Source organism: Pseudovibrio sp. Ad37, from assembly GCF_001623075.1.
Classification (GTDB): domain Bacteria; phylum Pseudomonadota; class Alphaproteobacteria; order Rhizobiales; family Stappiaceae; genus Pseudovibrio.
The window spans coordinates 1-13,775 of sequence record NZ_LMCF01000001.1 but is presented as its reverse complement, the minus strand read 5'-3'; the positions used below and the strand labels follow the sequence as shown (position 1 = coordinate 13,775).

At 51.4% G+C, this 13,775-nt stretch carries 9 protein-coding genes; 7 read left to right on the top strand and 2 right to left on the bottom strand.

All coding sequences use genetic code 11. The features are described 5' to 3' along the window. Positions 1-99: 99 nt before the first annotated feature. The 5 genes from PsAD37_RS00045 (at position 100) to PsAD37_RS00025 (ending at position 6,896) form a co-directional block, all read left to right on the top strand. A complete protein-coding gene (locus PsAD37_RS00045; RefSeq protein ID WP_057463461.1) occupies positions 100-1,350 on the top strand; it encodes an aspartate kinase in 1,251 nt (416 codons plus the stop codon). Positions 1,351-1,447: 97 nt separating this feature from the next. Then, on the top strand, positions 1,448-3,712 hold the full coding sequence (ptsP, locus tag PsAD37_RS00040) for a phosphoenolpyruvate--protein phosphotransferase (protein ID WP_063294419.1): 2,265 nt from the start codon (positions 1,448-1,450) through the stop codon (positions 3,710-3,712). An 84-nt stretch (positions 3,713-3,796) separates the two neighbouring features. Then, positions 3,797-4,870: a peptide chain release factor 1 gene (gene prfA, locus PsAD37_RS00035; RefSeq protein ID WP_063294418.1), complete on the top strand. Its 1,074-nt coding sequence runs from the start codon at positions 3,797-3,799 to the stop codon at positions 4,868-4,870. Next, complete coding sequence (prmC, locus tag PsAD37_RS00030; RefSeq protein WP_063294417.1) at positions 4,870-5,754, top strand: peptide chain release factor N(5)-glutamine methyltransferase; 885 nt, start codon at positions 4,870-4,872, stop codon at positions 5,752-5,754. The genes prfA and prmC overlap by 1 nt, the downstream gene beginning before the upstream one ends. 410 nt (positions 5,755-6,164) lie before the next feature. After that, positions 6,165-6,896 (top strand): DUF4167 domain-containing protein, encoded by a 732-nt coding sequence (locus PsAD37_RS00025; RefSeq protein ID WP_082827103.1) that lies wholly within the window; start codon positions 6,165-6,167, stop codon positions 6,894-6,896. Between the two features lie 120 nt (positions 6,897-7,016). Here PsAD37_RS00025 and PsAD37_RS00020 read toward each other — a convergent pair whose 3' ends face one another. Beyond that, positions 7,017-7,787 carry an MOSC domain-containing protein gene (locus PsAD37_RS00020; protein WP_063294416.1) on the bottom strand — a complete coding sequence of 257 codons (771 nt, stop codon included), beginning with the start codon at positions 7,785-7,787 and terminating at the stop codon, positions 7,017-7,019. A gap of 207 nt (positions 7,788-7,994) precedes the next feature. Between PsAD37_RS00020 and clpB the strand changes: the two genes are divergently transcribed. Then, positions 7,995-10,574: an ATP-dependent chaperone ClpB gene (clpB, locus tag PsAD37_RS00015; RefSeq protein ID WP_063294415.1), complete on the top strand. Its 2,580-nt coding sequence runs from the start codon at positions 7,995-7,997 to the stop codon at positions 10,572-10,574. Positions 10,575-10,735: 161 nt separating this feature from the next. After that, positions 10,736-11,353 carry a DUF998 domain-containing protein gene (locus PsAD37_RS00010; RefSeq protein ID WP_063294414.1) on the top strand — a complete coding sequence of 206 codons (618 nt, stop codon included), beginning with the start codon at positions 10,736-10,738 and terminating at the stop codon, positions 11,351-11,353. A 27-nt stretch (positions 11,354-11,380) separates the two neighbouring features. Here the strand turns inward: PsAD37_RS00010 and PsAD37_RS00005 are convergent, their stop codons facing one another. Then, positions 11,381-13,339 carry a M23 family metallopeptidase gene (locus tag PsAD37_RS00005; RefSeq protein ID WP_063294413.1) on the bottom strand — a complete coding sequence of 653 codons (1,959 nt, stop codon included), beginning with the start codon at positions 13,337-13,339 and terminating at the stop codon, positions 11,381-11,383. Positions 13,340-13,775: the final 436 nt, after the last annotated feature.

The window sequence follows — 13,775 nt, the reverse complement described above, 5'->3', positions numbered from 1 at the left end:
GCCGCTGGTTGCGATAGAAGGGCGCTAGTTGTATGGATTAGCGCCGTTTGTAGTGATGATCGGTTCATCACAAAGGCCCTCGGAGGAATTTGGGAAGCGATGGCCCGTTTGGTTATGAAGTTTGGCGGCACCTCCGTTGCCGACCTAGAGCGTATTAGAAATGTTGCTCGGCATGTAAAGCGTGAAGTGGAAGCAGGCAACCAGGTTGCTGTTGTCGTGTCCGCTATGGCTGGCGTGACGAATACCTTGGTCGGTTATACAAGAGATGCTGCAGCGCTGCATGATGCGCGTGAATATGATGCGGTTGTTGCCTCTGGTGAGCAGGTAACTTCTGGCTTGTTGGCGATTGTGCTGCAAGATATGGGTGTGGAAGCGCGGTCCTGGCAAGGATGGCAGATTCCTATCCGTACAAATGAAGCCCATGGCGCAGCGCGTATTGAGAGTATTGAAGGTCAAACTCTCATTGAACGCCTGGAGCGTGGACAGGTTGCTGTGTGTGCAGGTTTTCAGGGCGTTGCCCCGGACAACAGGCTTGCGACGCTTGGACGTGGTGGATCTGATACCAGTGCAGTGGCAATTGCAGCTGCAATTCAGGCAGACCGCTGTGATATCTACACGGATGTGGACGGTGTTTATACCACTGACCCGCGTGTGGTGGCCAAGGCAACCCGTTTGGAACGTGTTGCGTTTGAAGAGATGCTGGAAATGGCTTCTCTTGGTGCAAAGGTTTTGCAGGTCCGTTCTGTTGAGATGGCGATGGTTCACGGCGTTCGTACGTTTGTACGTTCCAGCTTTGATGATCCGGATGCCCCGCAGATTAGCGCTGACGGAACACCTGTAGGTACACTTATTTGCGACGAGGACGAGATTTTGGAACAACAAGTCGTCACTGGCATCGCTTACTCAAAAGACGAAGCACAGATTTCTATCCGCAACGTTGCTGACAAACCTGGCATTGCGTCCAGAGTGTTTGGCCCGTTGGCTGAAGGCAACATCAACGTAGACATGATCGTCCAGAACATCTCACCAGATGGGAAGACGACTGACATCACCTTTACCGTTCCAGAGAGCGATTACGAGCGTGCGCGCAAGGTAATTGAGGAGAACGTCGAGGAAATTGGCTTCGAGAATATCGAAGGCGCTACTGATGTTGTAAAAGTTTCCGTAATCGGCATGGGTATGCGTTCGCATGCCGGTGTTGCAGCCCAGTGTTTTGAAGGCCTGGCTGAGAAGGGGATTAACATCCGCGCGATTACGACATCTGAGATTAAAATCTCTGTTCTGATCGATTCCGCGTATACGGAACTTGCGGTTCGTACTCTCCATTCGCTATACGGACTTGACGGCTAGGTTTCCTACTGTCGAGAATATTGTTGTGTCTTGGTCAACTTCCAAGGCACAACGTGGCCTGTTAAAAAGGCCAGCAGAATTATAGGTAGGGCGGAGCATGCGCAGCAGCTTGGCCGGACCGCGCGTACTCCTCCGTAAGCTTCGTGAAGTGATGGCGGAGCCGATTAATGCGCAGGAACGGCTCGACAAGATTGTACGTCTGATCGCGGCAAACGTGGTTGCGGAAGTGTGTTCCGTGTACATTTTGCGCGCGGATGGGGTTCTTGAGCTGTATGCAACAGAGGGCCTTCATAAGGACGCGGTTCACCATACTTCTCTGAAGGTTGGTGAGGGTCTTGTTGGCTTGATTTCCTCTGATGCCAGACCGCTCAACCTACCAAATGCGCAGGCGCACCCGGCGTTTGCCTATCGTCCTGAGACGGGCGAAGAGAATTACAACTCCTTCCTTGGCGTGCCGATCCTGCGTGCGGGACGTACGCTTGGCGTGCTTGTTGTTCAGAACAAAGACCACCGGACCTACTTTGAAGACGAAGTAGAAGCCCTGCAGACCACCGCGATGGTTATCGCGGAGATGGTCGCGGCTGGTGAGCTGGAAGCAATTGCGCAGCAAGGCACAACGATTGATGTGATCCGTCCGATGCATCTGAAGGGTGTCGCCCTTGCTGATGGTATTGGTCTTGGCCACGTTGTTCTGCATGAACCGCGTGTGGTTATCACCAATCTGATTGCCGAGGATGCGGACACTGAAAAGAAGCGCCTCGAAGAATCTGTCACGCGCTTGCGTCAGTCGCTTGATCATATGCTGGCAAGCGGTGAGTTTTCCCAGCACGGCGAACACCGTGAAGTTCTGGAAGCTTACCGGATGTTTGCCTATGATCGCGGATGGATCCGGAAGATTGATGAAGCGATCCGCAATGGTTTGACGGCTGAAGCTGCTGTTGAGAAAGTTCAAAGCGATACACGTGCTCAGATGCTCCGGCAGACAGATCCGTATTTGCGTGAGCGCCTGCATGATCTTGATGATCTGGCGCACCGCCTCATTCGCGAGCTGATGGGCAAGAACCACAGCGGCGAAGATGATCTGCCGAAAGACGCCATCATCATTGCGCGTAACATGGGCGCCGCTGAACTGCTGGATTATGACCGGGATCGTATTCGCGGCCTCGTTCTGGAAGAAAGCGGCCCAACCAGTCACGTGACCATTGTTGCACGTGCGCTTGGCATTCCGACAGTTGGTCAGGTTGAAGACATTGTTTCCCTGGTGGAAGCGACTGATGCCATCATTGTGGATGGCGAGATCGGTCAGATCTTCCTTCGTCCAGCGAATGATGTTGAACAAGCTTTTGCAGACAAGGTTCGTCTACGTTCCAAGCGTCAGGAAATTTATCGCCAACTTCGTGATGAGCCGACCGTTACTAAAGACGGTGTGGATGTTAAGCTTCAGCTGAATGCTGGTCTGCTGGTTGATTTGCCAAGTATGGAAGATGCTGGCGCTGATGGTGTTGGGCTTTTCCGTACTGAACTGCAATTTATGGTGGCTTCTGCTTTCCCAAGAATGCAGGAACAGCACACACTGTATTCCAAGGTGCTGGATGCAGCTGGTGACAAGCCAGTTACCTTCCGCTCTCTGGATATTGGCGGTGATAAAGTTCTGCCTTACTTGCGTTTGGCACAAGAAGAGAACCCAGCCATGGGCTGGCGTGCAATTCGCTTTGGCTTGGATCGTCCGGGTTTGCTGCGTACTCAGATCAGAGCAATGTTGCATGCAGGGGCAGGGCGCTCCTTGCGCATCATGTTCCCGATGGTGGCAGATGTTTCTGAATTTCAGCAGGCGAAGGATTATGTTGAGCGCGAACTAAAGCATCTGCGCCAGCACGGTCATGATACACCTAAAGAGCTGAAACTTGGTGTCATGCTGGAAGTTCCGGCGCTGCTTTACCAGCTTGAAGAGATCTACAAGGAAGTGGATTTCGTCTCTGTTGGCTCCAACGATCTGTTCCAGTTCTTTTATGCGGTTGATCGAGGCAACACGTTGGTTGCGGAGCGATTTGATGCTCTGTCTCCTAGCTTCCTACGAGCACTGCGTAAGATCGTTGTTATTGGTGATAAGATGGATACGCCGGTTACCCTTTGTGGTGAGCTTGGCGGCCAACCCCTTGCTGCAATGGCTTTGCTGGCGATCGGATATAGAAATCTCTCTATGTCTCCGGCTTCTATTGGTCCTGTTAAGGCGATGTTACGCTCTTTGGATCTATCAGCACTTTCAGAAGAGTTGCTGAAACAATTGGAAGCGGGTAAAGGGACGGACGACATTCGCGAGTTCCTGGCGAACTTTGCATCCGAAAATAATATTCCGGTATAAGCAGCGTATATTTCGATTGCCGCAGACCCGAGAGGCTGTCGCGCTTTTAGATTAGCTGCCTAACGCTTGAGGAGTTGCCGCGAAATGCTGGCACCAGAAAAACTAGACACACTGCTAGCACGCTTTGAAGGTATTGAGGCCGAGATGGCATCTGGTCCTGCGCCGGATGTATATATCAAGCTTTCAAGGGATTATGCGGAACTCGATCCAATTGTGAAATCCATTCGTGAACTTCGCAAAGCCGAGGGTGATCTGGAAGGTGCGGAAGCACTGTTGGCAGACCCTGAAAGCGATGCGGAGATGAACGAACTTGCGCAGCTTGAGCGTGATGAGTTGACCGGTGTAGTCGAAGAGCTGACCCAACAAGTTCGCATTGGGCTTTTGCCAAAAGACAAAGCTGACACTCACGATGTTATTCTTGAAGTGCGTGCCGGTACAGGTGGTGACGAGGCTGCGCTGTTTGCTGGTGATCTTTTCCGTATGTATCAGCGCTTTGCAGACAATAATGGCTGGAAAGTTGAAGTGATGTCTTCTTCTGAGGGGGACATGGGCGGTTTCAAAGAAATCGTTGCTGCTGTGACTGGTCAGGAAGTGTTTGGTAAGCTGAAGTTTGAGTCCGGTGTTCACCGTGTACAGCGTGTGCCTGAGACTGAGTCTGGTGGCCGTATTCACACGTCTGCGGCGACCGTTGCTGTTCTTCCGCAGGCTGAAGAAGTGGACGTTGAGATCAATCCTGCTGATTTGCGCATCGATACATACCGTGCATCAGGTGCAGGTGGTCAGCACGTGAACACGACTGATTCCGCTGTTCGTATTGTGCACAATCCGACCGGGATTGTGGTTGCTGTGCAGGATGAGCGTTCTCAGCATAAGAACAAAGACCGCGCGATGAAGTTGCTGCGGGCGAAGATCTACGATGTGGAGCGTGAGCGTGCTGCGAATGAGCGCACCGAGGCCCGCCGTGTTCAGGTTGGTTCCGGTGATCGTTCTGAGCGTATCCGTACCTACAACTTCCCTCAGGGCCGTGTGACTGATCACCGTATTGGTTTGACGTTGTATAAGCTTGACCAGATGATTGCAGGCGAAGCTACGGGTGAAGTGATTGATGCTCTGATTATGGACCATCAAGCGAACTTGCTCGCCGATGAAGGACTTTAATGTCCGGTCTCTTCGATAATTTTGACCTCAAAAATGTGCAGGCTTTGTACCTAGCGGTGCGGAGCCTGTTTCGTGATGCAGACCTGGCTGAGGCAGATTTGGATGCACGTGTCCTTGTTGCAGAAGCCCTTGAAATTGAACCGAGAAACTTGATCCTTGAATATGATAAGGTGACCAAGCCAGAGACACTGGCGGTTGTTTCCCGATATGTGGAAGAACGTCTTGCCGGAAAGCCCGTAGGTCGCGTTCTGGGAAAGCGGGAGTTTTGGGGGCTGGAGTTTTCGTTGTCTTCGGCAACATTGGAGCCGCGGCCGGACACGGAAACGCTGGTTGAAACTGCGATTGCGTTTTGTCAGGCCCATGGCGGCTTGGAAAAAGAATGGGTTTTTGCAGATATTGGAACTGGCACAGGAGCGGTTGCGATTGCGCTCCTGACTGAATTGCCCAATGCAATTTGTCTTGCTGTTGATATCAGTGAAGAGGCTTTGGAGACTGCGCGACAAAACGCAGCAAACAACAAGGTTCTTGACCGATTTATCCCTGTTCGCGGTTCATATCTGGATACACTGAGCGGATCTTTTGATTTTATTGTGAGTAACCCACCGTACATTCGCAGCTCTGTTATTGAAGGACTGAGCCATGAAGTTAAGCTGCACGATCCTATGTTGGCGCTTGATGGTGGAGTGGATGGTCTTACTGCCTATAAAGAATTGATAGGCAACGCTAAACGAGTTCTTAAGAGAAATAGTGGACTTCTTATGGAGATCGGGTTTGATCAAGCCGATGAACTTTCAACTCTTGCGAGGGAACTCGTAGGATTGGAGGCTTGTTGTGAACATGATCTGGCCGGTCAACCAAGGGTGATTGTTGTAGTTTTTCCATGATTGGCGAAGAATTCAATTATCTGGAAAAAAGCCCTTGGAAAATACGTCGGAACGAGATAGTTTCATCTCGCCGACAAGCGATACCAGCTAAAAGCTGAAAACGATGGGGATGGGCACTCACTGACCGTGAGACGAGCCTGGCAGAGACGTCGGTTGATAGTTTCAAAGCAGATAGTTGAGCAACCCCTCGTATCGTTGAACTGAGAGAGCAATGCATTTGTATTGCTGCGATCAGATGTCGGATATCGCATTGAAGCAGTTATACGATCGAATGCGATTGCATTTCGATGTTGATAGCCTTTGTGCTCATCAACACGCAGGCTTATTAACGGCATTTGGAATCCGGGAGATCTTACTCCCATGAACCTCACAGTTAGGTTCGATTGCTATTCCGGAAAGTTAACGGCAGAATGAGACCAGGAAATCAGAATAACAAGCGCATGCGTGGACGGGGGCGTAAAGCTCCAAATCCATTGACACGTACTTTTGAGTCAAATGGACCGGACGTTAAGATCCGAGGTACCGCATTGCATGTTGCTGAAAAGTACCAGCAACTTGCGCGTGATGCTCAGGCCTCCGGGGACCGTGTAACCTCCGAGAACTACTATCAGCATGCAGAGCACTACCAGCGCATCGTCGCTGCTGCTCAACCCCAAAGCACACAGACTGCTGCTCCTTCTGCGCGTACAGAAGATGAAGCTGCACCTGCTGTTGTCGAAACTCCAACCGCTGTGGCAGCGACCGAAGAACAAGAGGTTGCAGTTGCAGCCCCTCAGCCTGTAATCGGTCTTGATACGCCTCAGCCGTTTATCGAAACAGCTCCAGCGGCTGACGAGAATGCAGAAGCTTCGGGAGATGCATCTGCACCAGCTGACGAAGACGATGGCAAAGCACGTCGTCGTGTTCGTGGTACTCGTGGTCGCGGTGTTCGTCGTACACCATCTTCATCCTCTGCAAGTGCACCAGCACCTGCTGAGGCAACAGAAGGTGGCGATGACGAAGCAGCTTCTAAGCCACGCCGTACACCTCGTGCTCGCACTCCTCGTGCAGCTCGTTCACAGCGTACTCGGGCACCACGTGTTCCTGCAGAGGACGCACCAGCACCTGCGGCTTTGGAAACAACCGGAGACGGTGAAAGCTAAGCACGTTTGACGATGTGCTTGCTGGTTCACTGGTTTGCCGGAGATCTATGAAAAACCCCGCTCAAAAGGCGGGGTTTTCTTTTTTTGTTGACGGACGAATAGCTCGTTGTGGGCGCTGGCTTACTCGACGATGAGCGTGTCACCGACAGAGAGCGCGCCGTTGTTGAGCACTTCCAGATAGATGCCGACATCCATATGCCCCAACGAGCCATGAAGTGCCTTGTTGATGTTGGTGTCACGCTCGGCTGTGACTGGATTTACATCCACGGCAGCGCAGCGGCGGGTACGTTTTGCGAACTTGAATTCTACGCCTGAGCTGGAGCGGATCTTTTTGTCGGCCCAATTGAACTCCTCGTAGGCTGGCAGGCCTTCAACATAGATGTTTGCGCGGAAGCGTTTTGGATCGATTTCGACGCCCATCGTCTCGGAGAGAGCTTTCACGCTGGCCAGATTCACGACATGCACGAAGTTTTCTGCCGTATCAGTGAAGGCATGGTCGTCTGCGTGGCGGACCTTGAGGGGGCCGATGGCTTTTTCTCCCATGTGTGTAGTGAAATAGGCTGCGAGTGCTTCTTGACCTTCAGCTGTTTCCAGCGAGAGCGTGACGTCATCGGCTTCAGGCTTGGACAGAGTGATGCTTTTGTTTTCCAGATCGTATGTGCATTTGACCTGCGCCACGTCTTCATAACGAACCAGCACCAGAAATTTGCTTTTTGAGATGTGCTGAGGAGCTGCTGGATCGAAACCGCATGGACCATTTTCAATCGCATAGGCACGATCCAGCGGGAAGACAGTCCCGGCTTCTACTGTGGTGGTCTGAAGTGGATGAGCCGTTAAGCCTTTAACTGGATGTGTTGCGAGTGCGGTGATATGCGCAGGCGAAAAAGTCATATTAAATTCCGTTGTTTAAGCTATTCGAAACTATGAGGAACAAAGGATTGTGGCAAGATCTTGCGAAGACCCTCTTTTGTCGGCAGTTTGAACTACTATATGAAGAGTGCAGGGGGATGTCTCCTGCTTCGGGTGCTCTTTATGAGGCTCGGATCCTCCCAAAATGCTTCGTCATGCTTCGGGTGACACGGCACATAGGAGTTATATATGGACTTTGAGAAATACACCGACCGTGCGCGTGGGTTCATTCAGTCTGCGCAAACATATGCTCTGGGACAAGGGCATCAACAGTTTACTCCCGCACATATTTTAAAGATCTTGCTGGATGACAGCGAGGGGATGTCTGCTGGCCTTATTGAACGGGCCGGAGGACGTGTACAGGATGTCCGTCTACAGATTGAGACCGATCTGGCCGCGCTTCCTAAAGTGACTGGTGGTAACGGACAGCTGTACCTAGCGCCTGAAACCGCTCGCCTTTTTGAACAAGCCCAGAAAATTGCAGAGAAAGCAGGCGACAGTTATGTCACTGTTGAGCGGCTGCTGCTTGCGCTTGCTATGGATAAAGACAGCAAGGCAGGTAAGGCACTTGCACAGGGTGGTGTTACGCCAAACGCGCTGAACGAAGCTATCAATGAAGTGCGCAAGGGCCGTACTGCGGATTCCGCATCCGCTGAAAACCAGTATGACGCTCTGAAGAAGTTTGCTCAGGATCTGACTGAAGCTGCCCGTGAAGGTAAGCTTGATCCTGTGATTGGTCGTGATGAGGAAATTCGCCGTGCCATTCAGGTTCTCTCTCGCCGTACCAAGAACAACCCTGTTCTGATTGGTGAGCCAGGCGTTGGTAAAACCGCAATTGCTGAGGGCCTTGCGCTGCGCATCGTCAATGGTGATGTGCCGGAGAGCCTGAAAGACAAGGAACTGCTTGCGCTGGATATGGGCGCACTGATCGCTGGCGCGAAATATCGTGGTGAATTTGAAGAACGCCTGAAGGGTGTTTTGAATGAGGTGCAAGCCGCTGCTGGTGGCGTGATCCTCTTTATTGATGAAATGCACACGCTGGTTGGGGCGGGGAAGACAGATGGAGCGATGGACGCTTCCAATCTTCTCAAACCTGCTCTTGCGCGCGGTGAGTTGCACTGCGTCGGTGCGACCACGCTTGATGAATACCGCAAGCACGTTGAGAAAGATGCAGCGCTGGCCCGTCGTTTCCAACCTGTGTTTGTAAGTGAGCCAACGGTTGAAGATACGATCTCTATTCTGCGTGGCATCAAGGAGAAGTATGAGCTTCACCATGGTGTTCGTATTTCAGATAGCGCGATTGTTTCTGCGGCGACGCTGTCTAACCGTTACATCACGGACCGCTTCCTGCCGGATAAGGCAATTGACCTTGTTGACGAAGCTGCCAGTCGCTTGCGCATGCAGGTGGATTCCAAGCCGGAAGAACTGGATGAGTTGGATCGCCGGATCATTCAGCTGAAAATCGAGCGGGAAGCACTCAAGAAAGAAGATGATAATGCCACGAAGGATCGGCTTCAGCGTCTTGAAAAAGAGCTGGTTGATCTGGAAGAGGAATCCAATGCACTGACACAACGCTGGCAATCTGAAAAAGATAAGCTGAGCGGTGAGCAGAAAATCAAAGAGCAGCTAGATGAAGCGCGCACGGAGCTGGAGCAGGCGCAGCGTGTTGGCAATCTGGCTAAAGCGGGCGAGCTTGCTTACGGCGTTATTCCTGATCTGGAAAAGAAGCTTTTGAATGCCCAGACAGCTGAAGATGTCGATAACACCATGCTCAACGAGACCGTAAGCAGTGAAAGCATCGCCCAGATCGTGTCTCGCTGGACTGGGATTCCCGTCGATAAGATGCTGGAAGGCGAACGTGAGAAGCTGCTTCGTATGGAAGATGAGCTGGCCAAACGTGTTGTTGGACAGCAGGAAGCCGTTCATGCTGTTTCCACGGCTGTGCGCCGGTCTCGTGCCGGTTTGCAGGACCCGCACAGGCCAATTGGCTCTTTCATGTTCCTCGGTCCAACTGGTGTTGGTAAAACCGAGTTGACCAAAGCGCTTGCCAGCTATCTCTTTGATGATGAGACAGCCATGGTGCGCGTGGACATGTCTGAATTCATGGAAAAGCACAGTGTTGCTCGTCTGATCGGTGCCCCTCCGGGTTATGTTGGTTATGAGGAAGGCGGCGTTTTGACAGAGGCAGTGCGCCGTCGGCCTTATCAGGTGGTGCTGTTTGATGAAGTTGAAAAAGCACATGGCGATGTGTTCAACGTTCTGCTTCAGGTGCTGGATGATGGCCGTCTGACGGATGGACAGGGTCGTACCGTGGACTTCCGCAATACGCTAATCATCATGACATCGAACCTTGGTTCAGAGTTTTTGGCGTCCCAGGGCGAAGGTGAAGATGCTGATGCTGTTCGTGGGCCGGTGATGGATGCGGTAAAAGCGCACTTCCGTCCTGAGTTTGTGAACCGTCTGGATGAGATTATTCTGTTCCATCGCTTGCAAAGAGCTCAGATGTCTCGGATCGTTGAAATTCAGTTGGCTCGTTTGCAAAAACTGCTGGATGACAGGAAGATGGAGCTTGAGCTTGATGATGGCGCTATGGGTTGGCTTGCCGAAAAAGGGTATGACCCGGCTTATGGTGCACGACCGTTGAAGCGCGTTATTCAGAAACAGGTACAGGATCCACTCGCTGAAATGTTGCTGGCTGGATCGATCTCTGACGGTCAGGCCATCCGAGTCTCTGCTGGAACGGACAGACTTCTTTTTGAAACGATCTGACAGGTTGGATCATGAGTTGAAGAAGAGGGCCGGATTTTCCGGCCCTTTTTGTGCTTTGTGGACATTCCCTGAAACATAAAGTGACTGTTCGAAGGTGTGCTTTTAGTGTCTAGTCATGCAGACCAAAACTTGAGTGTTCGTTAGGGGGCAGGGCATCGGGCATGAGACACGTTGATATTGCAATATCCCTTGTGGTTGTCAGTTATCTCTGGCTTGCCGCAACTGTTGTCATTGGCGGGCAGTTTTATCCAGATTACAACCATATCTCACAGTTCATGAGCGCTCTTGGAGCGACCGGTGCCCCGTTTGGGCCTGCCGTGAGCTATTGGGGCTTTGCGGTTGTGGAGCTGCTGCTGCTGCCATGCCTCGTGATCTGCTTTGCTTATCTGATGCGCAGTCGTGCAGAGCGTGTTGGCTTGATGGTTTTTGCAGGTTACTCGCTGCTTATCGCTGTTGCCGCGTTCTTTCCGTGTGATTTTGAATGCAGCATGGATGATCCAACACGCAGCCAACTCATACACACGGCTGCTGGCTTTTTGGCCTATTTCTGCGCTGTTGTGGGATTGTGTTTGTTGTCTTATGCCAAAGCTGAAAGATCGTATTGGGTGGTGCCTGGGCTAATCTTGCTGGTGATGCTCTTCAGTCTATCTATGGAAGCCGCTTTCAGTGGTCTCGTGCAACGTGCGTTGGAGACTGGTATCTATCTCTGGTTTTTCGTGATCCTGATGCGCAAGCGCCATCATAAAGAAGCAAGTAGTTTGACGCTACCTGCTCTTTGATTGTGAGGTCCTTTTGAGGAGCTGAGGTCAGTTCCGCAGTGAAGCGACGCGTTGGCTTGGACGGCCTGTTTCCATTAGAGCATTTATTCGGTCGCGTTCGCGCTTGAAGTTCTCAAGAACCTTAGCTTCAAGGATGCGTCCTTGCGGTACTTTGATCTTCAGTGAGTTCACAAAGCGACCATTCACTTTCACTTCGTAATGGAGGTGGTTACCCGTTGAAAGACCAGTGGTTCCCACATAGCCAATAACGGAGCCCTGTCTGATTTTTTGGCCTTTTTGAATGCCAGAGCCAAAGCGGGTCATGTGGTTATATGTAGTGACATAGCCGTTGGCGTGTTTGATTTCGACGCGTTTGCCGTATCCGCCAGCCCACGCTGCTTTTTGGATTACACCATCGCCAGCTGCAAAGATTGCGGTGCCGCGAGGAGCGGCCCAATCCGTGCCAGTGTGCAAACGGCGGGTTTTCAAAACCGGATGGCGGCGCATGCCGAAGCCAGAAGTAAAGCGGCCCGCTGCAATCGGTTTACGGAGCAAGAACTGCTTTGCGCTCTGACCGTTCTCATCATAATAGTCGACGACACCATCGTCTGGTGTGCGGAAACGGTAGAAACGGTGAGAGCGACCATTCACGGTGATGGATGTATAAAGAATTTCGGAAGCGCCAGTGGTCTGGTCTGCATCAAGGCCATAGAAGATGCTCATCTCATCAGCGCTTTTTACGGAGGCATTGAAGTCAACGCTATAAGAATAGATGCGAACGAGTTCTTTTATGAGAGATGTTGGGACGTCGTTATCAAGACCAGTCTGGTAGATCGAATCATAATAGGTGGCACGAGGGCCAACGGAATTCTGTTGCTGCGATGTGAATGCATCTGCGGCCATCTGCGTGGATGGCTCTGGTGCTACAACAAATTCGCCTTCATCGTTTGGAGCGATGGTTCCCACATGACGCTGATCTTCATAGATGCTGACGCGGACAAGGATTCCGTCATCTTCTTCAATCTGGTCCGTGTTGAGGGACAGGCGGAAGATCTGGCCAGCTTTGATTTTGTCGATGCCAAAGTTTTCGGTAAATGCTTTGATGTAGCCTTCCGCTTCTTTCTCAGAAGCCTCCCCATCCAGCAGAATGTCAATAAAGTCAGTCTGGGTCAGGATCGGAACAATGCGTTCTTCGATCTGATTGGCCTGGGTGATTTTACGGGACTTGGGCTGGAAGGAAACGTTTTCTTCTGTGATGCGGACTTCGATGTTTTCAAATGACTGTTCTGAAAGTGGAGCAAAGCCTGCATTGAAGTCTTCGAGGCTCGGGGTGGCCGCAATGTCGGTGGAATTGTCCAGCATGAACATCGCTGCTTTTTTGACCTGCTCCTGAACGGCTTCTTCTTTTTGATTCGGAAGAGCGACCATACTCATAGCTTCCAGTGGGAAGTCGCGCTGAGAAATGGAGACTTCGCCTTCGATGTCGGCACCGTAGATCGCATCACTGGCGACCTGTAACGGAGCAACTTGTTCTCCCTGATACATGGTGATCGGGTCGAATGGCGGAATGTCTGCAGCTGTTTCCTGTTTCTTGATGTTCTCAAGGCTTGCGCTGACGAGCGCATATGGTTTGGCTTTTACGTGGTCACGGCCATCGCTGCGGGTCACTGTATTTACTTCAATGATCTGCCTATTGGAGAAGCCATCAGTTGCGGAGCTCAGGCGGTCGCCTTTTCCGCTGGAATTACGATGTGGTGTCAGGTCTGCTGAATTGCTCACGGGGGCTTTCGCTGTCTTATAGGTGTACTGGCCATCAAGCGCAGCCATCAACGCACCACCCATTAATACGATGGAGGTCATGCCGGTCAGGATCGTTCCGATCAACCAACGGCCATTAAGCCGTGCAGGCTGGTCAGACGAACTTGCAAGGCTGTCCACCATCAAAGCAGGTTCATTGCCAAGATTGACGGAAGGCCTTCCATTAGTATGGAACCTACCAGAATTCATCGAGCTACTTATCTTTCCCCAAATCGGCAGAGATGCCATCTGCAGCAGAGTTCTGCATTACGTGTTTACGATTGATAGACAATGCTGAAGATGGGAACAACTGATGAAAGACAAATACGGCTGGAATTTGTCGCTGATACTATGAAAAATTATAGAAAAATGGATTTGGCGAGAAAATTATGAATTTGGCTGGCAAACCACGATTTTAAGCACCATATAAATACAGGGTTTGTGATTATTGAAATAGTTTCCCCAGTCCTGTGAAAATTTTGAAGTTTTCTCTCAAGGCTCGTTGACAGGGCCAGCTCATATCCCTATAACCCGCTTCACGCCACCGGGGCGGGCCACTGAGGCGCGGTTCTGGAGGCACAAAAACAGAAGGATTTACGGGGTTTTTAAGAGATCTTGTAAGTCTGGATATTGAGGCGTAAGTCTC

What these genes read in the sequence shown, in the direction of transcription:
- PsAD37_RS00045 (WP_057463461.1), top strand. Translation starts at nt 100, where the DNA reads ATGGCCCGTTTGGTTATGAAGTTTGGCGGCACCTCCGTTGCCGACCTA.
- ptsP (WP_063294419.1), top strand. Translation starts at nt 1,448, where the DNA reads ATGCGCAGCAGCTTGGCCGGACCGCGCGTACTCCTCCGTAAGCTTCGT.
- prfA (WP_063294418.1), top strand. Translation starts at nt 3,797, where the DNA reads ATGCTGGCACCAGAAAAACTAGACACACTGCTAGCACGCTTTGAAGGT.
- prmC (WP_063294417.1), top strand. Translation starts at nt 4,870, where the DNA reads ATGTCCGGTCTCTTCGATAATTTTGACCTCAAAAATGTGCAGGCTTTG.
- PsAD37_RS00025 (WP_082827103.1), top strand. Translation starts at nt 6,165, where the DNA reads ATGAGACCAGGAAATCAGAATAACAAGCGCATGCGTGGACGGGGGCGT.
- PsAD37_RS00020 (WP_063294416.1), bottom strand. Translation starts at nt 7,787, where the DNA reads ATGACTTTTTCGCCTGCGCATATCACCGCACTCGCAACACATCCAGTT.
- clpB (WP_063294415.1), top strand. Translation starts at nt 7,995, where the DNA reads ATGGACTTTGAGAAATACACCGACCGTGCGCGTGGGTTCATTCAGTCT.
- PsAD37_RS00010 (WP_063294414.1), top strand. Translation starts at nt 10,736, where the DNA reads ATGAGACACGTTGATATTGCAATATCCCTTGTGGTTGTCAGTTATCTC.
- PsAD37_RS00005 (WP_063294413.1), bottom strand. Translation starts at nt 13,339, where the DNA reads ATGAATTCTGGTAGGTTCCATACTAATGGAAGGCCTTCCGTCAATCTT.